Genomic DNA, 23,585 nt, shown 5'->3' with positions numbered 1-23,585 from the left:
ACGAAGCGCAAGTGAGGGGTAGGGAGAGGTTACGAATTCATTGGGAAATAAATATGAAAGCTTATACCGTTGAACAAGGTATCGTTGCACCTTTAGATCGTGCCAATGTCGATACAGATTTAATTATTCCAAAACAGTTTTTGAAATCGATCAAACGTACCGGTTTCGGTGACAATTTATTTGATGAATTGCGTTATCTGGATGAAGGTTATCCGGGTCAGGATAATTCAGTTCGTCCGATCAATCCCGACTTTGTCTTGAACCAGCCACGCTATCAGGGCGCATCTATTTTAATTTCACGTGCTAATTTTGGTTGTGGTTCTAGTCGTGAACATGCGCCGTGGGCCTTGAGTGAATATGGTTTTCGTACTGTGATTGCGCCAAGCTTTGCTGATATTTTCTTTAACAACTGCTTTAAAAACGGTATGTTGCCAGTGATTTTGGCTGAAGATATTGTTGAGCAGTTATTTAAGGAATGTGCGGCAGATGAAGGTTATCAATTAACTATTGACTTGCAGGCACAAGAAGTTCGCACCCCTACAGGTGAAAGCTTTAAGTTCGAAGTCGATCCATTTCGCAAGCATTGCCTGTTAAATGGTCTTGATGATATTGGCTTAACTTTGCAGGTGGCGGATGATATTCGTGCCTATGAAGAAAAAACCAAACAATCGCGTCCTTGGGTATTTGCCGAAATTCATGGATAAATCAGTAAAAATTGTCATGGCATGACTGCGATGCCCTTGCTAATATCGGAAGATTATTGAGTTTTTTGATTGGGTAAGACAGACATTATGGCGAATTATTGGAAACAGTGGCTTGCTTTAAGTGCAGTATCGGTGCTGTTGACTGCATGTCAAAGCATCGACACGATGAAACTCAAACATGCCAAAGAAAGTACTGAGAGCAAAAGCAATGCCCTGATTTACTGTACAGGGACGCCAGATTGCCAGTTCGAACGCTTCAATCAGACCATCATTGTCAACGCCGACAATGGCCGCATTAGTGGTGAAGCGCTGAAACAGAAACTGGTACGTTTGCAGGCTAAAAACTTAAATCAGGCCAATCCGATTTATTTATCCGTGCCGGCAGGACAGCATGAACTGTTGGTACGTTTTTATCCGATCAGTAAGGATAAAGCGGAAACTTTACATGTGTTTCATCGTTTTCAGGCCAATAAAACCTATACCTTAAAAATGTTCCGCGACCGTAATGCGCGTAGCAGCAGTTTATTAAATGCTTCGGCGCCTGATCCGCTTTGCGTAGATCTGGTACAAGAGCAAAAAACCATTCGTCGTTTTTGCAAACCCTATAATGCAGTCACCGGGATTGCAGAGTTTGTAGAAAAGAAAATTTAACCTCTGTCAGGTCTGAATCTGACGTTTTAAACGGAAAATCTCATGTCTAAACAAATTTTGATTTTAGCTGGTGACGGCATCGGTCCTGAAATTGTCAAAGCGGCAGAGCAGGTGCTGACTCGTGTAAATGAAAAATTTAATCTTGATTTGACGTGGGAGCAGGGTTTACTCGGTGGTGCGGCCATTGATGCTCACGGTTCACCATATCCAGACGTAACGTCTGAGCAGGCTAAAAAAGCCGATGCGATTCTACTCGGTGCCGTGGGTGGTCCAAAATGGGATACGATTGAGCGTTCAATCCGTCCAGAACGTGGTTTATTGAAATTGCGTAGCGAACTGAACCTGTTTGCTAACTTGCGCCCAGCGATTCTTTATCCGCAACTGGCTGATGCTTCAAGCTTAAAACCTGAAATCGTGGCGGGTCTGGATATTCTGATTGTGCGTGAATTAACGGGTGGTATTTACTTCGGTCAGCCACGTGGTATCCGTGAACTGGAAAATGGTGAGAAGCAAGGCTACAACACCGACGTTTATTCAGAGTCTGAGATCAAGCGTATCGCTAAAGTCGCTTTTGAAATGGCCAACTTGCGCGGTGGTAAAGTGTGTTCAGTGGATAAAGCCAACGTGCTTGAAGTAACTGAGCTGTGGAAACAGACAGTGACTGCGCTGAAAGATGCCGAATATCCTGAAATTAATTTATCGCACATGTATGTCGACAATGCCGCAATGCAGCTGGTACGTGCACCGAAGCAGTTTGACGTGATTGTCACCTCGAACCTGTTCGGTGACATCCTGTCTGATGAAGCAGCGATGTTGACCGGTTCAATCGGCATGTTGCCATCGGCATCTCTGGATGAAAATGGCAAAGGCATGTATGAGCCTTGTCATGGTTCTGCACCAGATATCGCCGGTCAAAACCTGGCAAATCCATTGGCGACCATTCTTTCAGTGGCGATGATGCTGCGTTATACTTTCCGTGAAGAAACCGCTGCTAAAGCCATTGAAGATGCAGTAGGCCAAGTCTTGGATCAAGGCTTGCGTACGGCGGATATCATGTCTGAAGGCATGCAAAAAGTCGGTACGGTTGAAATGGGTCAAGCAGTCGTTGCTGCATTGAACTAAGCCTGCTTCGATTCAAAAAAACGCAGCCTTGAGCTGCGTTTTTTATGATGGAAATTTCGAAGCTTAAACGGCTTAACAGGTTCGGCCTGTGGTGCGTACCGCGGTCGCAATATTATCTTTGAGTAAGAAGGTGATTTTACATTGTAATTTGACGTCGTAGCCGCCGGCAGGGCTTACTGACACGGGAATAGGTACAGTGCCTGTCCCTGTGGCAGGAAACTGCGCTACAGGCAAAGGAATGCTAATGGGGCGTTGTACTACATAGCTTAATTGCTTGGCGCTGCGTTCAGGCCCACTGATCTGCTGATAACCTAAACGTTTTAGATCCAGAGTTTGATCGATCAGTTGGCTGCTTTGCCCAATGAACTGTTGTAAATAGGCATCACGCTGTGCAGCAGTCGTTGAGGAGGTGGTGCTGCATGCACTAAGCAAACTCAATGCTGTACAGCATACTAAAATCAGTGTGAACTTCATGAGCTGTCCTCACACCAAATAAAATGAGTGTAAGCGCATTCCATGCAAAAATACTGTTGTGATTTGATACACGGTAGAAGTTTAGCGTATTGAGATTGATCCCTGATTTAATCCGATCCAGGCTTTGAACTCGATGAGTACAGCTTAACAAGCTCTACCGGTAAAGCGAATCGCCTGAATAATTTCATCTTTCAAGTCAAACCAGATTTGGCATTTCATCTCAATGTTATAACCACCATTTGAGGGCATCGGCATCGGTGCACCGATCGAGATACTTTGACTGATATTCGGCGTGCCCATCGGAATATTCATATCCCGAAAAATAGTGTAGCTGAGAAATTCTGTGGTTTGAATCGGTTGCTGGGAGGTCTTGAATCCCATGGCACGAAGATCCAGCTGGCTACGAACCTGTGCGGCAGTTTGACCCACATAAGGTTGTAGAGACTGATGCAGATACTGATTGCCGCCGGTAGAGCACGCAACGAGAAACAAGCTGGAAAGTAGGGACAAGCATTTCATATTCATTGTTTTTAATTCAATGAATAGTCGTGAATTTATAGACCTGTGTCAAATTATTTTACTGATTGATAAATAATTCAAGTAATAAAAAAGCCACTAAAAGTGGCTTTTGCTTGCGCTAAAACTTAGCGTGCACGATATGTGATACGACCTTTAGTCAAATCATAAGGTGTCATTTCAACCTTCACACTGTCGCCCGTTAAAATACGGATATAGTGTTTACGCATTTTACCAGAGATGTGGGCAATCACTTCGTGACCGTTCTCTAAACGTACACGGAACATAGTATTAGGAAGCGTCTCGGTGACAACGCCTTCGAACTCGATGAGTTCCTCTTTATTGGCCATAGCCTACCTGAATGAATAAATTGGAAAGGCGCAAATTATAGTCAATTTTTTTGCAAAATACAAGACGAAACGGGCGTTAGACTGATCATCTGCCAGTAAAATAGGCGAACTGTCACGATAATTTTTTTAACTAAAAAGACACCTGTTTCTGTTGTCAGTTTGGTCAATCACAGTTAATCTAAAATTAATCTTTTTAAGTATAAATGAAGTACATACAAGGAAGGCTTTTGAGTGAGTCAGCTAACGGATGCATCAGTCGTATTGCGTTTAGGCTATCAGGCGATTCGTCGTGCGGGGTTGCCAACAGAAGAACTTTTGACCAAAGCAGGAGTGGCTTTAAATCAGGTGGAAGCCAATGACCGTACCCCGCTGAGTGCCCAATATGCCTTTTGGGTGGCGGCAGAGGAAGTCAGCAAGGACCCGGACATTGGATTGCATCTGGGTGAGCACCTGCCACTTTATCGTGGTCAGGTCATTGAACACCTGTTTGTTTCATCTGAAAATTTTGGTGAGGGACTGAAACGTGCTTTGGCTTATCAGCGCCTGATCAGCGATGCCTTTGCTGCCAAATTAGTGATTGAAGATGATCGCTGCTATTTAACCAATGGTGAACAGCCTTTTGCTGAGAGTCTGGTCAATCGTCATTTTACTGAATGTGCTATGTCAGGTGTACTGCGTTTCTTTAAATTTATTACCGAAGGGCGTTTTGAGCCGATTTATATCGATTTTAATTTTTATAAAGGGGCACCTGATGATGAATACTTCCGGGTTTATGAGTGTCCGGTCAGTCTAGGTCAGAAAGAAACTCGTTTGTATTTCGATCCGACTATCCTGGAATATCCGCTGTGGCAGGCTGAACCTGAGCTGTTGCAGCTGCATGAGCAACTGGCCATTGAAAAGCTACAGGAACTGGCAAGATATGATCTGGTCGGTGAAGTACGTCGTGCAATCGGCTCTACTTTGGAGAGTGGCGAAACCACGCTAGAAACTGTGGCAGCCCAGCTGAACATCACGCCACGCCGTTTGAGAACACAACTGAGTGAGGCACATACCAGCTTTCAGCAGATTCTCTCGGATTATCGCTGTCGTCTGGCCAAGCGTTTGCTGGCGAGTACCAATGAGAGCGTCGAGAGGATTGTCTATCTGACCGGTTTTTCCGAGCCAAGTACCTTCTATCGTGCCTTTAAACGCTGGACCAATGAAACGCCAGTGGAATATCGGAAGCGGAAGCAGCGTTAAAAATCCCTCCTAACCTCTCTTTAAAAAAGGGAGGAATTCCCCTCCTTTTAGGAGGGGTTAGGGGAGGTAAATATTCTAAAAAATTTAAAAACTATTCCGGCATATTCAGCCAGTGCGGACCTAAGGGTAATTCAGGTAATTCAAACTGCGCCGGATAATCAGCATGAATAAAATACAAACCATCTGCTGGCGCAGTCACACCAGCAGCTTTACGGTCTTCTGCCGCGAAAATATTATCAATATGATCGGCAGCATACATGCCCTGACCAATTTCCAATAAACATCCCATGATATTGCGCACCATATGGTGCAGAAAGCCATCGGCCTGAATATCCAGTACCAGATACTGACCATGCTGAATCAAGCGGCAATGGCTGACATGACGAACGGGCTGATTGGACTGACAGGCTGCGGCGCGGAAGCTTTCAAAGTTATGCGTGCCTTCAAACTTTTTCGCGGCGTATATCATCTGTTCAACATCAAGCGGTGCATAGACATGGGTGACCTGTTTATGCAGCAATGCCGGGCGCACAGGGTGGTTATAGACCACATATCGGTAGCGGCGCGCCTGTGCCTTAAAACGGGCATGGAAGCTGTGATCCATCTCTTTGATCCACTGGATCGAGATGTCTTTAGGGAGTTGGCTATTGCAGCCCATCAGCCAGCCACGTTCAGAACGCACGGCATCCGTATCAAAATGTGCCACCATATTGGTGGCATGGACACCCGCATCCGTACGACCAGCACCATGCAGGCTAATCGGTTGATCGGCAACTTTGCTCAGAACCTTCTCAATGGTTTCCTGTACGCTTGCAACTCCCGGCTGTTGAGTCTGCCATCCTCGATAATGCATCCCACAAAACTCAATTCCCACCGCAAAACGCTGCATAATGACCTCAAAACCTTATTGATCGTACCAATGACGATGCCATTGCTCTACAGTGTCGTATTGTAAATACATTTTCAGGGCTTTTGCATACAGATCCGCATGTCCATAACTTTCATTCAGCAAAATTTTGCAGTGATTCACCCATTCGGCAATGGCATAGCGCTGATCCGTCGCACCAAAAGGCACTTGGGTGGTTAAGACGGAAATACAGCCCTGCTCATACAATTGATCAATGAGCGCAATCATGGTGTCATTGACCGCCAGGTTGCCAGTGCCAAAACCTTGCAAAAATAGAAAATGCGGTGGTCGAGCCAAGAGGTTGTTCAAGTTATTCAGCTGCTGAGCCAGATCAATCGGCTGCATCATGATGCTCATGCAGTTGAATTCAGCCGCTTTCGCAATATCTTCTACCTTGACCTGATAACACGGTTGATGGGTCTGGATTGCGATATTGGCCTCAAGACCTGCAAAGGCATTTAACTCGGTAGTATGCTGTTTCAGTGCAGTTTGCGCATGTAGCAGCTGATGATGGAATGCCAGATAGACTCCAGCGCTACATTCGCTGACGGAATCTAGTGCAAATTTCAGGTTATCTAGGGCATCACTAAATTCACGCTGTTCATTGCCTTGAGCATTCAGCAACGGATATTGGCTACCGGTCAGCACCACATGCGCCGAGTTTCCAATAAAATGTGCCAGTACTGCACTGGCATAACTCAGCGTATCTGTACCGTGAATAATCACAAAATGCTGGATTTGCCGCGATTGCAATTGCTGAATAAACTGTACCAGTTGCAACCAGTCGGTTGCTGTGCAGGCACTACTGTCCTTAATGGCGGGTGCATGATGGCATTCGACGAAATACTGCTCTGCAAGTATCTGTTCGAGCTTTGGAATAAATAAATCAGCAGGCATCGGTGCAAGAGGATCTCCCACGCAGCCGAATGTGCCACCCATATAAATTAATGCAATATTTTTTATCATAAAAAAAGCAGCCAATTATTGACTGCTTTAGTGTAAATCGAAATGCATCAAGATGCGATTTGATTCAGTAATTGCTCTGCGCGTTGCTGTTGTTCAGGAGTATATTCAGCTTCTCGCTCGGCAATGATTTCACGGGCAGCGGCGTAGGCACCGAGTTGAATATATTGCTGGGCAAGATCAAGATTGAGACTTGCTTCATTAACATCCAGTAATTCGGGGAAAGATTGCACGAGTGGATCATGCTGGTCTACGGCTGCCTGAGCTGGCGTAGCAGGAAGATCGAAACTCATCACTGTTGCAGCAGGCGCTTCTGGCGTGGTTTCCAAATGATCTAATTTGAAATCCATGCCTGATAGATTGGTTTGTGCAACCGGATCTGCCACAGGTGCTGCAGCTGTTAAGCTGGACAGATCGAACTCAGTTGCAGGCACCGCAGTTTTTTCAGCTGCTGGTACAGGTGTGTCAAGTGAGAATGAAAAATCTAGAGGCTTGATTTCCTCAGTCACAGTTGGTGCTGTTTCTACTGGAGCAGATTGTTCCAAATCCAGTTTAAAGTCTAAGACAGGTGCCGTTTCTGTTACTGCTGTAGTTTGAATATCTGTAGATGTACTCTGAAATTCAAAATTTACAGAAGGAGCAGCAGGTATAGGAGCCTCTTCAGCTTTTGGTGTTTCTACTGGGGTAGTCTTTGGTTCAAAATTAAATTCAAGTGGTTGAATATCTGCTACAGGTTCTGCAATAGGGGCCGGCTTGCTTGATTGAAAGTCCTGCTGCAATTGTTCAAATGCTAGTTCATTTGAAGGAGCCGGTGCAACCAGATCGGCAAAAGCATCTGAAGTTGAAGTAGCTTCCTGCGCAGAAGAAGTTTTAGGCTGGGCACTTGGGAAATCAATGGTATCTTGTACAGCAGATGAAGATTGTTCGAATTCACGCTGTTTTGCTTCAGCTTGCGCCAGAATCTCATCTAAATGCAAAGAACGGATATGGTTGAGCAGCTGTGAAATTGCAAACTCATCTTTTTGTAAGATATGAATATCCAATAACAGCAGATAGAGTTCATGCTGGGAATTATCCCGATTCAGTGCCTGGTTAATCTGTGCTTCGGCCGCAAAAAAATTACGCTCTTGAATCAGGCCTTCAATTTTCTTGCGTGTGTCTGCTGATAATGGCGTTGCTGATTTTTTTGTGACCCCGACTGGCTCCACCACTTTGGTTCTTTGTGGGGCAGCTTTTGAAGCAGAGCCAGTTTTTTTCGCTTTTACCGTTTTAGTTTTTGCTTTATCTGATTCTTGAGCATCTTGTCGTTTTTTAAAGACAATTAATACGATGATCAATATCACTAATGGAATCACATAAATCAGCATGTTTTACCCCTTGGGGATAGAGTAGTTTAAATTCGCCTATCCCAATAAATCGTCATGTGTAACTTTTTAATTAATTGGCTTCTTATCTGCTTGTTGGGCTTTGAGCTGTTGTTGTAGCTGGGCCAGACGCGCATTTAATAACTGAATTCTGTGATCCTTCTGATTGAGTGCCAATTCTAATTCAGTCACGTTTCTCTGTAATTTAACGGTTTTTTCTCGGGCTGTCATAACTTTTAATGACAATTCCTTTGATGTTTGATTGCGTTCTGTGTTCTGGTTTGCAGAAACTTGCCCAGAATCGTGCTGGTTCTCAGCCACCAGGCTCATTTCTGCCTGATTCAAACGGTATTTTGTTTTGCCAGCAGGCTTAGAAGGTCGCTCGGTTTGCTTTGCTGCAGTGACTTTAATGGGCGCAGGTGCAGGATGAGTCGTATTTAAGTTCAATGCAGCACCCTTGCGTAGACGATCGGCATTTCCTCCGATAAAGGCATGCTCATTGTGTTTTTTGATTTGCTGCATGACTTCGTTGACCGGGCGCTGCTGCTGTTCGGCAATTCGTGAAGCAATCCCCCACAGTGACTCATTGGATTGAACGACATAAGTAGGTTGAGTCTGATTCGGAGCTGCTTTGATTGGTGAAGCTTTTGCAGTCACTGGAGCTGGAGTTTTCACCGGATTGGATGATCCAGTTGATTTTCTGGCTTGTTCCTCAGCAAATTTTTTCACCAATGGATCACTGGAGGCGGTTTGATGATCAGAACGGGACTCTACAGCTTTCTGCACATCTGCTTTATTTGATGCTGATGCGCTTTGATTTGCTGGCATCGTACTAGCTGGTTTGTTTGTAGTCGAAGCTGCTGCAGGAGCAGGCGATGCAAGAGTTGCTTGTGAGGTCTTTACTGAATCTGAAAGCGCCGCTGCAGTTTTATCTGGGGCTTGAGTATCGGGTGCAGTTACAGCCTCGCTTTTCAGTACAGGCGCAATCGCTTGAGCCTGAATCGCTGGACTTGATGTCATTACAGCTGGCACAAATGCAGTTTTAGGAATAGAAGTGTTCGATAATGTTGGTGGTGCTGTACGTTGCAATGCCAACGGCTTTTCTAGAGCCGGTGGCTTATTTAAGGCTGTGGAAGCTGTTGTACTGTAATGACTACTTACGGGTAAGTTGAGTGCAATATCTTTTTCACTGACGACGACAACTGGTGCAAGCGGGCGTTCATTCTGTTTGAGACTGGCTTTTAATAAATCGGTTTTAGCTTGTAAGGGCGTACGAATATGTTGCAGCCGTGCGGCATTGCCTTCCTTGATTTTGACAATAATATTCAGCTCGCGCTCTGTCATTGGTCGAGAAGAAGTAATAGTAATGACCCCGGTGCCATTATTGCTACGCCGAGTAAAAAAGTTTAGATGACCAGGCGGCTGATGCGATGCACCAATTGACATTAAATCTTCAGGTGAAGCCAGACTGACTTCAATCGGCAAATTGATATTAGACTGCCGAAAAGTCATTTCTGCATAGAGTAATTCCCCAGGGGCAGACTGAATCTGAACCGGATCTACATTAATCGCATAAATGTTTTGTGAAGCGACAATGGCTAAAATGGCAAGCTTTAATTTGTTATATACAGTCATCTTAATCGTGAGCTCAGTCATTATCGCATAGCGAAAATTATAGATTAACGGGATGTTTGTTTTTTGTAAAATACTTACGCAATAGTTACATAAAAAAGCCGATCAATAAAGATCGGCTTTTGGCTTTATATCCAAAGGATATTAGGCATTTTTATAATCAATCAGAATACGCAGCATACGGCGTAACGGCTCGGCCGCACCCCAAAGCAACTGGTCACCTACAGTGAACGCACCCAGATATTCTTTACCCATATTCAGCTTGCGCAGACGGCCGACTGGAACGCTTAAAGTACCTGTTACAGCAACAGGCGTCAGATCAGTCATGGATGCTTCACGAGTATTTGGAACCACTTTAGACCAGTCATTGGCACGTGCAATGATGTCTTCGATTTCATCCAAAGGTACATCTTTTTTCAATTTCAGGGTTAATGCCTGAGAGTGACAACGCATGGCACCAATACGCACGCAGTGACCATCAATTGGCACGATCTGCTGGTTGCCCAGAATCTTGTTGGTTTCAACCTGACCTTTCCATTCTTCTTTCGACTGGCCGCTTTCCAGTTGCTTGTCGATATAAGGAATGAGTGAACCAGCCAAAGGAACGCCAAAGTTTGCAGACGGGAAGCCTTCACCACGTTGTAATTCAGCAATTCTAGAGTCGATATCCAGAATTGGAGAACGCGGATCATCTAGCAACTCTTTGGTATTGTTATATAAATAACCCATACCATTGATCAGTTCACGCATGTTTTGCGCGCCCGCACCAGAAGCGGCCTGATACGTCATTGACGTTGCCCATTCCACCAGATTGTTCTGGAACAGACCGCCCAAGCCCATCAGCATCAAGGAAACCGTACAGTTACCACCGACAAAAGTCTTGGTGCCTTTAACCAAACCATCTTTGATCACGTGCATGTTCACCGGATCAAGTACGATGATGGCTTCATCATCCATACGTAAGGTTGATGCTGCATCAATCCAGTAACCGTTCCAGCCTTCAGCTTTCAGTTTCGGGAAAACTTCAGAAGTATAGTCGCCACCTTGACAGGTAATAATGACATCCATTTGCTTCAGACTGTTAATGTCTGATGCATCCATAAGTGCTGGGGCGGTCTTACCGCCAAATGCCGGCGCTTCACCGCCTGCATTACTGGTAGAGAAATAGAATGGCTCAAAATGAGCAAAATCATTCTCTTCAACCATACGTTGCATAAGGACGGAACCAACCATCCCGCGCCAACCGACCAGACCTACTTTCATGTCACTTTGCCTCGGTGCGTTAAAAAATCAAAAGGGATTCGAGTGTACCAAAAAGGGACTCAACTGCAAGAGCTACACAATCAAAACATCAATATTCTTGAGAGAAATATCTGCTTTATGATACATACAAAATTGATAACGTCATTTTTCTTTTAGAAAAAATAATAACTTAATTAAGAGCGCAGTTTATGATATGGGTTATCCAAATTCTGGCAATCATTGTCATTTGGTTAAGTTTTTGGTCACTGATACCACGCGATGAATGGTGGATTCGGGGTGCGGATTTTCCACGCTTACAAATTCTGGTATTGGGCTTTATCGCCTTTATTCTTTTTCTCCTGGTTGATCATCCCTGGAACTGGTTGAATCAGCTGCTTTTTATCGGTCTGATGGCAGCTTTGGCCTATCAGTTGAAAATGGTATTGCCCTATACCTTTATCTGGAAAAAACAGGTCAAGCAGGTCAAGCATGATCAGCTGGATCCGCAACGTCAGATTTCCCTGGTCGTTTCCAATGTACTTACTACCAATACCAAATATCATTTACTGATCGAGCAGATCCAGATTCATCAGCCAGATCTGGTTTTGACTCTGGAAACCGATCAAAACTGGCAAAATGCACTCTCGGTGATTGAAGCTGATTATCCTTATCGCGTGCCTGTGCCTTTGGATAATCTGTATGGCATGCATCTATATAGCAAGCTCGAACTGAGTGAAACTGAGGTTAAATTTATTCTGAGTGATGAAATTCCCTCCATTCATACCACGGTGATTTTACGCTCAGGACAACCGGTACAGCTCTACTGTCTGCATCCCAAACCACCCAGTCCGACCGAGGCCAAGGATTCTACCTTGCGTGATGCTGAACTGCTGATTGTCGGTGATCAGATTAAAGATCTGGATGAAAGCTGTATCGTCATGGGCGATCTGAATGACGTGGCCTGGTCACGTACCACACGCCTGTTTCAACGCATTAGTGGGCTGCTGGATCCGCGGGTAGGACGTCATTATGTGAATACTTTTCACGCAGATTATCCTTTTTTCCGCTGGTCGCTGGATCACGTCTTTCATAGTACCGATTTTGCCTTGGTACACATGGAGCGTTTACCGCATGTAGGTTCTGACCATTTTCCGGTCTTTCTGGTTTTACAAACCGGTCGGGTATTCGAGCATATTCAGGAAGAATTAGAACAAACTGATAAAGATGAGCAGGAAGCACAAAAAGCCATTGAAGAGGGCATTCAGAAAGCAGAGAAAGAGGAAAAAATAGTCACTGATGAAGTTGCCCTGGCTTATAAAGAAGGGGGCAAAATCTCATAGGTTTTTAGAAGAAAAGTGTACGATATTGCTTACAACAGTTTACGCTTCTTGCGAATGGGCAGGGGTTGGGAATCTGGGTATTCTAGGTTTATCAGCACAGGGAGTCGAGAAAGGATATTCTCATAAGGAAGACGAAGCTGAATGAAAACATCATGGATATGATGCTGAAAGGGAAATCACAAAAAAGCAGAACGAATTATAATATGTGAAAGCACAACCTCATTAACCCGAGTTTTACAGGATGTAGAGCTCGGGTTAAATTATTTCAATTACTTAAACATGATTTTAAGCTATAGCCCTTCAAATTCCGTGATCAAATCGATTTAGTAAATTGATTTATAACCTTCAGGGCGAGTCTTAAAACGGCGGTGGAACCACATATATTGGGTCGGTGCGATGCGCAACTGCTGCTCAATCACCCGGTTCACGCGAGTGGCATCTTCAACTTCATTCTCACTAGGGAAGTTTTCCAGTGCCGGTTCAATGAGCACATGGTAGCGCGGATTGTTAATATCGCCATGACGGTAGAAATATAAAGGAATTGCAGCCGCTTTGGTCATTTTCAGTAAACGGCGATGTGCGGTTACAGTCGCCGCAGGCACGCCAAAAAAAGGTGCCATCACGCCTTGTTTTAAACCATAATCCTGATCCGGACTGTACCAGATCGCATGGCCATTTTTCAGGTTACGTACCAGACCGCGCATATCATCATGGTCAATCTGATTGGCATAAATTGTGGCGCGACAACGGTAAATCAGCATGTCCAAAAGTGGATTATTCTGCGGACGATAGACTACATCCGGTTCAAAATATTGTGCGCAAAGATAACCACCCGCATCGAGCAAAGTTGAATGCGTGCCTAATAACAGCATGCCTTGGCCTGCGGCTTGTGCCTTCTGAATATGTTCCAAGCCTTCAATACTGACGCGGCCCTGAAACCATTTCGGACTGTACCAGGCATTCAGCGTCTCAAACACCCCCAGCATTTGATCGATAAATACCTGACGGGCATTGTCCTGTACCTGCTTTTCAGACCATTCGGGAAAGCAGACTTCCAGATTACGCAGCGTGGTTTCACGGCGTGATTTCAAGTATTTAAAAGAAAGGTGGCCCAGCAGGGACGCCAGACGATGCTGAATGGCCCAAGGTAAGATCGCCAGAATCATCAGGAAAATAATGCCTAGCCATTTGCCCCAATATTGAGGTAACAGGAATGACCATTGAAATTCACCGGGTTGATATGCAGGCTGAGTACTCATAAAACAATTTAGGGCCAAAAGATTAAATGCAGTCTAACAGAGAAGATTATTGAAATAAAAAAGCATCTGTACGAATACAGATGCTTTAGTAAAAGCTCGGGGAATATTTAGCCGTTACTTAGGTTGTCCAGTTCTTCCCAACGCTCTAATTTTTCCAGTAACAGCTCATCAATTTCGGATAAACGGTTAGAAAGTTTCAATGCTTTATCGGAATCAGTCACAAATAAAGAGCCATCAGCCAGTTGTGCGTTGATCTCGGCCTGCTCTTTTTCCAGTGCTTCCATTTCAGCAGGAAGTTGCTCGAGTGCACGCTGGTCCTTGTAGCTAAGCTTAACTTTTTTGGCAGCGACCGGTGCCGCCTCGGCTTCTGCTTTGGCTATGGCTTTTTTCACGGCACTTTTTTGGTCAACCACGGTTTGATCCGGACGTTGTTCAAGATAATCCTGATAACCGCCAACATATTCGTCAATATTGCCCTTACCATCAAAGACCCAAGTGGATGTTACCACGTTGTCCATAAAGGCACGGTCATGCGAGATCAACAGCAGGGTGCCTTTGTAGCCACCCAGCATCTCTTCCAGTAACTCTAAAGTCACCATATCCAGGTCGTTGGTTGGCTCATCCATCACAATCAGGTTCGATGGTTTCAGCAACAGTTTCGCTAGCAGGATACGGTTGCGCTCACCACCTGACAAAGCTTTGACTGGTGTACGGGCACGTTCTGGCGAAAACAGGAAATCTTGTAAATAACTATAGATATGACGACGGTTACCATTCACATCCACGTGGTCAGAACCTTCTGAGACGTTATCTTTAACAGATTTTTCCAGATCCAGCGCATTACGGAGCTGGTCGAAATAGGCCACTTCTAACTGCGTACCGGTCTTCACCGTACCGCCATGTTCTAGCTCGCCCAGAATGGCTTTAATGAGGGTAGTTTTACCGACACCGTTATCACCGACCAGACCGATACGGTCGCCACGGAGGACAAGTGCAGAGAAGTTGTTGATGATCGGTGCATTGTCACCGAATTTCACACTCAGGTTCTCAATTTCAAACACCAGTTTGCCGGAACGGTTGGCATCCTGAGTCGCCATCGTCACTTTACCTTGTTGCGAACGACGTGCTCTAGATTCTTCACGTAATGCTTTTAGGGCACGGACACGACCTTCGTTACGGGTACGACGGGCTTTAATCCCTTGACGGATCCAGACTTCTTCCTCAGCCAGCTTTTTATCGAACAGCGCATTTTGCTTTTCTTCAGCTTCCATTTGCTGGGCTTTCAGGTCTAGATAACGTGAATAGTTACCTTCATAACTACGCAGTTGACCACGATCCAGTTCAACAATACGGGTAGCAATGCTATCGACAAAGGCACGGTCATGCGAAATGAACAATAGGGTCAAATTATTTTGATCGAGCAGGAATTTTTCCAGCCATTCGATACTTTCAACGTCTAAATGGTTCGTCGGTTCGTCCAGTAACAGCACATCGGGTTGGGTAAGTAAAGCACGTGCCAGTAGTACACGACGTTTACGACCACCAGACAAATCGGCAAGATCTGCATCCGGGTCCAGGCCCATTTTGCTTAAAATCGAATTGACCTTGGTTTCCAGGGCCCAGCCATCCAGCTGATCCATTTTGTGTTGCAGGTTGCCCATACGATCACAGGCGTCCATGTCACCTAGTACACAAGCTTCACTGGCAGCATGATAAGCACGCAGAACTTCTGACGCTTCACCAGCGCCATCTGCCACGATATCAGCCACTTTACCTGAATCCATCGGTACATCTTGCGCCAGCATGGAAATAGTAATGCCGTTTTGTAATGAAACTTCGCCGTTGTCAGGCAGTAAACTTCCTTCAATCAGCTTAAGTAAGGTAGACTTACCCTCACCATTACGGCCAATCAAACACACTCGTTCGCCGCGTTCCAAGTTAAAATTCGCGCCGTCGAGCAGGGCGGGTCCACCAAACGCAAGTTGGACATCCCTAAGGGTAATATAGGCCATAATGTTTCCTGAAATCCCCAATGAGGACTTTAAATGACTAAACAACAAAATCTAAATGATCAGGCGTCATTTTCCGCACCCATTGAAGATTTGCAAGTGCGAATTGCATTTTTAGACGATTTAGTTGAACAGTTGAATGATCAGGTGGCCAAACAGACCCTGGAAATTGCTGATCTGAAAAAGCAAATGACGCTGTTATATCAACGTGTTGAGTCTTCAGATCTGTCTGAAGGCATTGCAGAATTTGATCCGGTTGCAGATCGCCCACCGCATTATTAATTTGCAACCAATGATTTAATCAACAACAACCCTTAGCTGATCTAAGGGTTTTTTATTGAAAAATAAAAATGAGCCGATCGATAAGATGTTAAAAAGAGAAATATTATTTTTTTGAATGGGCTTTTAAATTGCCTTAAACACGCATATAAAAGTAATCAAGTGCCAAAGAAATTTTCCTGCTGAAAACAAATATTCGGGCTTATAAACAGATTTCTTTCAGGCATTTCATAAAATGCAGTTTGACCCTCTGCCGAAACAGGCCTGCACCCATTCAGTCGTAAAATTATTTGACCTTTCACTCACTTCCTACTCTAATACCCGCTCTCAGGTACATTCCGGAATTGCGTCCCATGCACCCAAAAGTTGTTCTACTCGACCTCGAAAATAATTTCCCCACAGCCAAGTTAATGCGTGAGATTGTGGCGCATTATTCGACTTTATATCTGTTTAGCTGTGCTGGAAAATTTGAATTCTCCTTAGAGGATTTAACCGAGCTTGCCGGCTGGGTTAGCAGTGGTCAGGTGGTGGTACTGGACACGCCTGAATCGCCACAAAAAGAATATGAATATGCGGTCATTGTCGGTCAGCTTATGGCGCTACTGGAGCCGGAAACCGAGGTTGAATTGATCTCGGCGATGGACAGCTGCGAGATGTTGCAGCAGATGCTGCAAGCTTCTGATATTCCGTGTCACCTAATTCAGATTCAGCCTGATGAGACAAACATTCCAACCGATCAACCTAAAAATCATCTTCCGAGTCTGGATACCATCAAGAACACACCTGCCTTGCAACTGGTGAAAAAATACTGTGATGCGTTAGGGAAAATGAGCGGCAAACCGAATACGGTGGAAACCCTAAAAAACTCAGTGGCGAATATTCTGCAAGTGATGCCAGTGAAAGCTCAGCATGTGGTCGGCATGTTGATTAACCTGAAAATTGTCAAACGCTATGATGAGCAGATCAGTTTCCGTAAAAAAGTCCTGAAACAATGGCTGCAACTCAATCTGGATGAACAAAGCCCGGTTAAAAATCCTAAACTGGATCAGGTTATTTCCCAAATGAAGGTAGATGAAGCTCCAGTTGAATCTGAAATACTCAAGTCACCAATCCAGTCGGCACAGCAAGACCTGTTCAAGAACTTTGGCCGGATCGATCCGGTACAACTGGAAGTGGCGCGTAAACTGCGTGAATTGCAGGGCGATAAACCCAAAGACATTTATGAGCTGCGTGATTTACTGGAACAGTTATTTCCAAAATCGGACATTCGCTTGCTGCTGAAGGAGTTGATCGAGAAAGGTTATATTTACTGGAATGGTCACGAAATTTTATATAGTCATGAAATGTTCCTGAATTAATTTTATCGTGCAAACTTGCGTTTTATATTGTGCTTATGCAACTCTAATAATAGAACATAAAGGTTGAACTATGGAAAACACTGGAATCTGGGTGACGGTGGTCATCATCATTTTCGTCATAGGGTCGATTTTCGGGTTACGTGTAAGTCCCCGAGAAAAAGCCTTGGGGCTGATGCGTGATAAAGCCCGTAAAATGGGTTTGCATCCACGTCTGGTGGTGGCACCGGACTGGACCAAAATCCCGAAGGCGACTGAAAGTCGTGCCAGTATGGTCGCGTACTACAGTGTGCTGATGCCAGATGCACGTTTGCCCTTGATGCGCGCCCGTGTTGTCGATAATAAACTCGAAATCGTGCAGGGTGATGAGAAATTTAAAGATTTTCCCATTGCATTAAAAGGCATTTATGCTATTGATATGCAGGCCAACTGTGTCGGCGTGTATTGGGATGAAGAAGCTGATTTAAGAGCGACCCAACTCGACGACATCAAAGCGCTGTTACACGCTTTGGCTGAACTTTAATTTAGAAATAAACAGGATTAACGGTTAATTATGGCGAACGCTCCTCGGTCCACATCAAAAAGCAGCACAGCGAAGTCTCCCGACGCTGGAAGCAAGCGTGCCCTAGTGATTGTGGAGTCGCCTGCAAAAGCGAAAACAATCAATAAGTACCTTGGTCCGAACTACATCGTAAAATCATCGGTGGGTCATGTGCGTGACTTACCGACTGGCGGCTCTGCAAAATCGACAGAGAAAAAACCAGCGACACGTACCAAACTGACGGATGCAGAAAAAGCTGAAAAATCACAGAATGCGTTGATTAACCGCATGGGTGTCGATCCGGAACATGACTGGAAAGCCAAATACGAAGTCCTTCCTGGCAAAGAACATGTGGTTGCCGAACTGAAAAAACTGGCATCGCAAGTCGATGAAGTCTATCTGGCAACGGATATGGACAGGGAAGGAGAGGCGATTGCCTGGCATTTAAAAGAAGTCATCGGTGGTGATGATTCGCGTTATCAGCGTGTGGTCTTCAACGAAATTACCAAAAACGCGATTCAGGATGCCTTTAAGCATCCGTCACGTCTGGATACCAATAAAGTCAATGCACAGCAGGCACGCCGTTTCCTGGATCGTGTCGTGGGCTTTATGATTTCGCCATTGCTTTGGGAAAAGATTGCCCGTGGTCTGTCGGCCGGTCGTGTACAGTCGGTTGCAGTGAAGCTGGTGGTCGAGCGTGAACGTGAAATTCGTGCCTTCATTCCTGAAGAATACTGGCAGGTGTTTGCCGATACCAAATCGAAAAAAGATGATATTCGTCTCGAAGCGGTCAAGCAAAATGGCAAGACGCTCAAGCTGCGCAACAAAGCCGAAACTGATGCCTTATTAAACCTGATCAAAGATGCGGATTATACGGTTTCTGCACGTGAAGATAAGCCAACCAAGGTTAATCCAAGTGCGCCGTATATTACGTCAACGCTACAACAGGCAGCCAGTACCCGTCTCGGTTTTTCTGTGAAGAAAACCATGATGCTGGCGCAGCGTCTGTATGAAGCCGGCTTCATTACCTATATGCGTACCGACTCGACCTTCTTGAGTGATGATGCGGTGAATATGGTGCGTGGTCATATCGAATCCGAGTTTGGCGAGAAGTATTTGCCTGCCAAGCCGAACCGTTATGGCAATAAAGCCGGTGCGCAAGAAGCGCATGAGGCGATTCGTCCATCTATGGTTGGCTTAAAAGGCGACAGTCTGGTGGGTGTTGAGCGTGATGCACAGCGTCTGTATGACCTGATCTGGCGCCAGTTTGTTGCTTGTCAGATGACTCCGGCAGAATATCTGTCTTCTACCATTTTGGTGGATGCCAATGGCGTAGAACTGAAAGCCAAAGGCCGTACCTTGGTCTTTGATGGCTTTACCCGCGTGCGTGGTGCCAATAAAGCCGATGACGATATTTTATTGCCTGCGGTCAAAGTCGGTGAAGTGCTTAAACTTGAGAAACTTGATCCATCTCAACATTTCACCAAGCCACCGGCACGTTTTACTGAAGCCTCACTGGTGAAAGAACTCGAGAAAAAAGGCATTGGCCGTCCATCGACCTATGCTGCGATTATCTCGACCATTCAGGATCGTGGTTATGTGAAACTGGATAACCGTCGTCTCTATGCCGAGAAGATGGGTGAGATCGTTACCGATCGTCTGGATGAAAATTTTAGTAATCTGATGAACTATGCCTTTACCGCAGATCTTGAAGGTCAGCTGGATAAAGTAGCAGATGGTGAGCGTAACTGGAAAGAGTTATTAGACAGCTTCTACGGCGATTTTAAGCAACGTTTGACTACGGCGCAGGGTGAGAACGGTATGCGCCGCAATCAGCCTGTAGAAGTGGATGCAGTACACTGTAAAGAATGTGACCGTCCAATGCAGATTCGTACCGGAACCACAGGCGTATTCTTGGGTTGTTCAGGCTATAACCTACCGCCGAAAGAGCGTTGTAAAGGAACCTTGAACCTGACACCAGTTGAGTCTCTGGCTGCATTATCTGATGATGAGGCTGCGGAAACTGCTGACCTGATGTCGAAGAAGCGTTGTCCGATCTGTGAAACTGCCATGGACAGCTATGTGATTGATGGCGGCCGTAAACTGCATATCTGTGGGAATAACCCGGACTGTAGTGGTTTTGAACTTGAAGAAGGTGAGTTCAAAATTAAAGGCTATGATGGCCCGAGTATCCCATGCGACAAGTGTGATGGTGAAATGCAGCTGAAGACGGGTCGTTTTGGTCCGTATTTTGCCTGTACCAGCTGTGACAATACCCGTAAAGTCTTAAAGAGCGGTCAGCCTGCGCCTCCACGTGTGGATCCGATCAAGATGGAGCATTTACGTTCTGCCAAGCATGACGATTTCTTTGTACTGCGTGACGGTGCAGCCGGTTTATTCCTGGCGGCAAGCAAGTTCCCGAAAGTGCGTGAAACCCGTGCACCGAAAGTGGCCGAGATTCGTTCTGTTGCCGACCAGCTTGATCCAAAGTATCAGTTTATCTTGCAGGCACCTGATGTGGACCCGGAAGGGAATCCAACTCTGGTAAAATTTAGCCGTAAGAACCAGTCACAATATATTGGTTCGGAAACTGCAGAAGGCAAGCAAACCAAATGGTCTCTGGTTTATCAGGACGGAAAATGGGTTGAAGCCTAAACTCTAAGATTCAAAAAAATGCTGACGAAAGTCGGCATTTTTTATGTCAGAATCATGTATATAAAAAATTAAAAATAATATCTTGGGGTGGATGTGGATATTCAGACAAAAAAGTTCGCTGTATTAATCGATGCGGATAATTCTTCTATCAACGCGATTTCATCGGTATTGGAGGAAGTTGCGAAATATGGAATTGCCAGTGTCAAACGTGTGTATGGGGACTGGAGCAGCGAAACGTTAAAGAAATGGCGAGATGTACTCCTTCCTCATGCCATCACTCCGGTACAACAATTCGCTTATACCAAGGGTAAAGATGCGACGGATATGATCCTGATCATTGATGCTATGGATTTACTTTATGCAGGTGCATTAGATGGATTTTGTATCGTATCCAGCGATAGCGATTTCACGCCCTTAGCTTCACGTATTCGTGAAAATGGTCTAACAGTGTATGGCTTTGGCAAAAAAGCTACGCCTGAAGCATTTAAGAAAGCCTGTGACAAGTTCATTTATATCGAAAACTTACTTGTAGATAGTGAAATTAAAAATAATGAGGATGGTGAAGAAACAGGATCAATAGATAAAAAAGTTTCGGAGATTATCAAGACTAATGGACAAAAAACTATATCTGCGCAAAAGGAAATTCAGTTACCTGAAGGGATGGATCGAGCTACGCTTAACTTAATTTATAAAGCTGTAAAAGATAATGCCGATGATAATGGATGGGCGAATTTAGGGATGGTCGGGCAGTATATCAGTGCAGTAAAGCCTGATTTTGACTCTCGTAACTATGGTAGAGCCAAATTGTCAGGATTAATAAAAACTTTAAATTTATTTGAAACAAAAATAGAAATGAGTCAGATGTATTTAAGAAAAATGAAAAAGCAGAGTGTGTAATCGATATGTGGAAAAAGATTCGGATTCTGATTTTATTAATCATCTTATTGATTGTCGCGGTCAATGCCTATCGTGATCAAAACCAGAACTGGTCAAAGCCGATTATTGTGTTGCTGCATCCGATTAATGCCGATGGATTACCGACCACACAGCAATATATCCAGCAACTGTCAGCTCAGGACCTGAATGGAGCACGGGAATATCTGGAAAAAGCAGCTCAGCAGTATCGTGGACAGCCGACTTATTTTTATTTTAATTTAGGCCGTGAGCTTCAAGTTCTACCACCCAAAGTCCCTGAGCAAGACTCGCTCATCGATACGGTTTTATGGAGTTTAAAATTCCGGTTCTATGCCTGGAAACAGCGACAGAGTTCAGACCCTTCAGCTAATGTGACTTTATTTTTAAATTACTATGATCCTGTGCAGACCAAGCAATTGAAACATTCCACTGCTTTGCAAAAAGGCCGGATTGGTTCGATAAATCTATTTGCATCCAAACAACAAACTGAACAGAATAAAATTGTATTGGTGCATGAATTGCTGCATGCCTTTGGCGCTTCGGATAAATATGATTTAGCGACAGGTCAACCGATTTATCCGCTGGGTTATGCATTTCCAGATCAGCAACCCTTATTTCCGCAAACCAAGGCGGAGCTGATGGCAGGACATATTCCACTGTCTCAAACCACCAGTAAAATGCCAGAATCTTTAAATCAAACCTTGATTAATGAGATAACTGCAATTGAACTGGGCTGGAAATAAAGACTTGTGGATAGTGCTGGATTTATCCACAATTTAGACTTCATTTGTGGATAAAAGATCACACCATGCCGCTCACCTTTGTGCTTGCTCCTGACTCGTTTAAAGAAAGCATGTCTGCTGCGCAGGCTTGTCAGGCCATGCAACGCGGTATTCAGAACGTCATTCCGGATGCCAATATTATTCATGTGCCAATGGCTGATGGCGGTGAAGGCACGGTCGATGCACTGATTTCAAGCTTGAAGGGGGAAAGTATTGCATGTGAAGTGACCGGACCACTGCCTGAGCAACGTATTCAGACCTATTGGGGTTTGATTGATGCAGGTCAAACTGCTGTGATTGAAATGGCCAAGGCTAATGGCATTCATTTATTGAAGCCTTCACAGCGTAATCCGATGCTCACTTCGACCTATGGTACAGGAGAAATGATCAAACAGGCATTGGACTTGAGTGTGAAAAAAATCATCATTGGGCTCGGTGGCAGTATTACCAATGATGCAGGTGCTGGTATGGCGCAAGCACTGGGTGTGCGGTTTCTAAATTATAAGAGTGAGTCAATTCAGGTCTGTGGTGGAAACTTAGATCTGGTCAAATCAATGGATTTATCCGAACTTGATCCACGTTTAGCAGATACTGAAATAATCATTGCATCGGATGTCAACAATCCACTGTGTGGACCAAATGGTGCATCGATAATCTTTGGACCACAAAAAGGTGCAACGCCTGAAATGGTCAAGCAGTTGGATCAAAACCTCTGTCATTTCGCCGATGTAGTCGCTGGGCAGATTGGCCATGATCATCGTCATGTTGCAGGTGCGGGCGCTGCCGGTGGATTGGGTTTTGGTTTAATGGCATTCACTGCTGCTTCCATTCGATCAGGTGTAGAGCTGATGATTGAACAGGTTCAACTCAACGAGAAAATAGCGCAAGCAGATCATGTGTTTACCGGGGAAGGTAAAATTGATTTTCAAACCAAATTTGGCAAAACGCCATTTGGTGTGGCGCAGGTTGCAAAACACTTCAATAAACCGGTGATTGCTTTTGCGGGTCTAGTCGGTGAAGGGATTGAGGATTTGTTTGAGTCAGGATTTAGCCAGATTGTTGGGATTAATCCGCCAGATTGTCCTTTAGAGGAAGCCTTAAATAATGCAGAAATGAACTTGGAGAAAGCTGTCGTTGAGATAGTTAAAATCTTTTGACAGAGTGAAAGTATTTCTCTCTCCTGTAATCCAGCACGCCCTGTCGTTAGCTAATATCAAATCAGGAAATAAAATTGGAGACAGTTTCAGGACAACTGAAAAGACATAATTCTGGAAGCGATCTGTTAA

Annotated in this window: 22 protein-coding genes; 12 read left to right on the top strand and 10 right to left on the bottom strand. The window is 44.8% G+C overall.

Going from position 1 to position 23,585, the window contains the following annotated elements; genetic code table 11:
* Positions 1–53 precede the first annotated feature (53 nt).
* The 3 genes from leuD to leuB all read left to right on the top strand — a co-directional run bounded on the left by leuD (position 54) and on the right by leuB (position 2,477).
* The gene (gene leuD / locus ACP7BU_RS07205; protein ID WP_138742831.1) at positions 54–704 is read left to right on the top strand and encodes a 3-isopropylmalate dehydratase small subunit; all 651 of its coding nucleotides are present in this window, start codon (positions 54–56) and stop codon (positions 702–704) included.
* Positions 705–791: 87 nt separating this feature from the next.
* On the top strand, positions 792–1,355 hold the full coding sequence (locus tag ACP7BU_RS07200) for a hypothetical protein (protein ID WP_425879086.1): 564 nt from the start codon (positions 792–794) through the stop codon (positions 1,353–1,355).
* Positions 1,356–1,397: 42 nt separating this feature from the next.
* Complete coding sequence (leuB, locus tag ACP7BU_RS07195) at positions 1,398–2,477, top strand: 3-isopropylmalate dehydrogenase (protein ID WP_425879088.1); 1,080 nt, start codon at positions 1,398–1,400, stop codon at positions 2,475–2,477.
* A 72-nt stretch (positions 2,478–2,549) separates the two neighbouring features.
* Here leuB and ACP7BU_RS07190 read toward each other — a convergent pair whose 3' ends face one another.
* The 3 genes from ACP7BU_RS07190 to infA form a co-directional block, all read right to left on the bottom strand.
* Positions 2,550–2,951: a hypothetical protein gene (locus ACP7BU_RS07190; protein WP_044111837.1), complete on the bottom strand. Its 402-nt coding sequence runs from the start codon at positions 2,949–2,951 to the stop codon at positions 2,550–2,552.
* A gap of 144 nt (positions 2,952–3,095) precedes the next feature.
* Entirely contained in the window at positions 3,096–3,476 is a 381-nt protein-coding gene (locus ACP7BU_RS07185; RefSeq protein ID WP_425879090.1) for a hypothetical protein, read from the bottom strand.
* Positions 3,477–3,595: 119 nt separating this feature from the next.
* Positions 3,596–3,817 (bottom strand): translation initiation factor IF-1, encoded by a 222-nt coding sequence (infA, locus tag ACP7BU_RS07180; RefSeq protein ID WP_001284370.1) that lies wholly within the window; start codon positions 3,815–3,817, stop codon positions 3,596–3,598.
* A 231-nt stretch (positions 3,818–4,048) separates the two neighbouring features.
* Between infA and ACP7BU_RS07175 the strand changes: the two genes are divergently transcribed.
* On the top strand, positions 4,049–5,056 hold the full coding sequence (locus ACP7BU_RS07175) for an AraC family transcriptional regulator (RefSeq protein WP_005107962.1): 1,008 nt from the start codon (positions 4,049–4,051) through the stop codon (positions 5,054–5,056).
* Between the two features lie 91 nt (positions 5,057–5,147).
* Here ACP7BU_RS07175 and truA read toward each other — a convergent pair whose 3' ends face one another.
* From truA to asd, 5 genes are all read right to left on the bottom strand, one after another.
* Entirely contained in the window at positions 5,148–5,945 is a 798-nt protein-coding gene (truA, locus tag ACP7BU_RS07170; RefSeq protein ID WP_004278489.1) for a tRNA pseudouridine(38-40) synthase TruA, read from the bottom strand.
* A gap of 15 nt (positions 5,946–5,960) precedes the next feature.
* Positions 5,961–6,929: an asparaginase domain-containing protein gene (locus tag ACP7BU_RS07165; protein ID WP_425879097.1), complete on the bottom strand. Its 969-nt coding sequence runs from the start codon at positions 6,927–6,929 to the stop codon at positions 5,961–5,963.
* Between the two features lie 47 nt (positions 6,930–6,976).
* Entirely contained in the window at positions 6,977–8,293 is a 1,317-nt protein-coding gene (locus tag ACP7BU_RS07160; RefSeq protein WP_425879099.1) for a fimbrial protein FimV, read from the bottom strand.
* A gap of 66 nt (positions 8,294–8,359) precedes the next feature.
* Positions 8,360–9,946, bottom strand: coding sequence for a hypothetical protein (locus ACP7BU_RS07155; protein WP_425879101.1), 1,587 nt, complete (start codon positions 9,944–9,946; stop codon positions 8,360–8,362).
* Between the two features lie 120 nt (positions 9,947–10,066).
* Positions 10,067–11,185 (bottom strand): aspartate-semialdehyde dehydrogenase, encoded by a 1,119-nt coding sequence (asd, locus tag ACP7BU_RS07150; protein ID WP_004647391.1) that lies wholly within the window; start codon positions 11,183–11,185, stop codon positions 10,067–10,069.
* Between the two features lie 188 nt (positions 11,186–11,373).
* On the opposite strand from asd, the gene ACP7BU_RS07145 reads away from it, so the two are divergent.
* Positions 11,374–12,504 carry an endonuclease/exonuclease/phosphatase family protein gene (locus tag ACP7BU_RS07145; RefSeq protein ID WP_005261736.1) on the top strand — a complete coding sequence of 377 codons (1,131 nt, stop codon included), beginning with the start codon at positions 11,374–11,376 and terminating at the stop codon, positions 12,502–12,504.
* A 323-nt stretch (positions 12,505–12,827) separates the two neighbouring features.
* Here ACP7BU_RS07145 and ACP7BU_RS07140 read toward each other — a convergent pair whose 3' ends face one another.
* Together ACP7BU_RS07140 and ACP7BU_RS07135 are read right to left on the bottom strand one after the other, a co-directional pair.
* The gene (locus tag ACP7BU_RS07140) at positions 12,828–13,763 is read right to left on the bottom strand and encodes a hypothetical protein (protein WP_005261737.1); all 936 of its coding nucleotides are present in this window, start codon (positions 13,761–13,763) and stop codon (positions 12,828–12,830) included.
* Between the two features lie 107 nt (positions 13,764–13,870).
* Positions 13,871–15,775: an ATP-binding cassette domain-containing protein gene (locus ACP7BU_RS07135; RefSeq protein ID WP_114541280.1), complete on the bottom strand. Its 1,905-nt coding sequence runs from the start codon at positions 15,773–15,775 to the stop codon at positions 13,871–13,873.
* A gap of 33 nt (positions 15,776–15,808) precedes the next feature.
* Between ACP7BU_RS07135 and ACP7BU_RS07130 the strand changes: the two genes are divergently transcribed.
* The 7 genes from ACP7BU_RS07130 to ACP7BU_RS07100 all read left to right on the top strand — a co-directional run bounded on the left by ACP7BU_RS07130 (position 15,809) and on the right by ACP7BU_RS07100 (position 23,456).
* Positions 15,809–16,054 carry a SlyX family protein gene (locus tag ACP7BU_RS07130; protein WP_004278477.1) on the top strand — a complete coding sequence of 82 codons (246 nt, stop codon included), beginning with the start codon at positions 15,809–15,811 and terminating at the stop codon, positions 16,052–16,054.
* A 350-nt stretch (positions 16,055–16,404) separates the two neighbouring features.
* Complete coding sequence (locus ACP7BU_RS07125; protein ID WP_425879104.1) at positions 16,405–17,409, top strand: hypothetical protein; 1,005 nt, start codon at positions 16,405–16,407, stop codon at positions 17,407–17,409.
* Positions 17,410–17,479: 70 nt separating this feature from the next.
* A complete protein-coding gene (locus tag ACP7BU_RS07120; RefSeq protein WP_004278475.1) occupies positions 17,480–17,929 on the top strand; it encodes a hypothetical protein in 450 nt (149 codons plus the stop codon).
* Between the two features lie 30 nt (positions 17,930–17,959).
* Positions 17,960–20,602 (top strand): type I DNA topoisomerase, encoded by a 2,643-nt coding sequence (topA, locus tag ACP7BU_RS07115; protein WP_004278474.1) that lies wholly within the window; start codon positions 17,960–17,962, stop codon positions 20,600–20,602.
* 93 nt (positions 20,603–20,695) lie between these two features.
* Positions 20,696–21,499, top strand: coding sequence for an NYN domain-containing protein (locus ACP7BU_RS07110; protein WP_034439084.1), 804 nt, complete (start codon positions 20,696–20,698; stop codon positions 21,497–21,499).
* A 5-nt stretch (positions 21,500–21,504) separates the two neighbouring features.
* Positions 21,505–22,260, top strand: coding sequence for a hypothetical protein (locus tag ACP7BU_RS07105; RefSeq protein ID WP_004647401.1), 756 nt, complete (start codon positions 21,505–21,507; stop codon positions 22,258–22,260).
* Between the two features lie 65 nt (positions 22,261–22,325).
* A complete protein-coding gene (locus ACP7BU_RS07100) occupies positions 22,326–23,456 on the top strand; it encodes a glycerate kinase (protein WP_425879107.1) in 1,131 nt (376 codons plus the stop codon).
* Positions 23,457–23,585 lie beyond the last annotated feature (129 nt).

It is taken from the genome of Acinetobacter sp. 40AMC3-4 (assembly GCF_049898185.1).
Classification (GTDB): domain Bacteria; phylum Pseudomonadota; class Gammaproteobacteria; order Pseudomonadales; family Moraxellaceae; genus Acinetobacter.
This window is presented reverse-complemented; position numbering and strand designations above follow the sequence as displayed.